1 pseudogene is annotated in these 517 nt (G+C 48.4%); it reads left to right on the forward strand.

The features are described from left to right. Positions 1–517: pseudogene (locus ACT6R0_RS18690) on the forward strand (hypothetical protein); the annotation flags it as partial.

A 517-nucleotide genomic window follows, 5' to 3' on the forward strand; every position in this document is an offset into this window, starting at 1 on the left:
TGCGAGCAAAATACCGATGGCATAGCTACCTTCGATCTCAATACGCATATGGACGAGATCCTTGGCGAAGGTGTTAACCCTGATAATTATACCATCAAGTTCTTCAGCAGCATGACAAACGTTGGCCTGGGTATCGCGATGCCGTATATTTATACTAATACAAGTTCGCCAAACCAACAGAACATATTTGTACAGGTGAGGAATAATGCAACAGAATGTACTATAGTTGCGCCACTTACGTTATTGGTAGAAGAAGCGGCTACGGCTTATCCTGTGACCGAAACGTTCATTGACTGTGACTATGACGGAACAAATGACGGCGTGTTCACGTTCGACCTTACCCGTGCCGATGACGATGCGCTTGGCCCGCAAAGCCCGGCCAGCTACAGCGTTACGTATTACACATCTGCTGAAGATGCAGAAGCCGGGACAAATGCTATTGCGAACCCAACGGCGTTCCGGAACACTACATCGCCGGACTACCAGATGATATGGGTAAGGGTGACCAACGAGACGA

Source organism: Flavobacterium sp. (genome assembly GCF_052437795.1).
In the GTDB taxonomy this organism is placed as follows: Bacteria; Bacteroidota; Bacteroidia; order Flavobacteriales; family Flavobacteriaceae; genus Flavobacterium.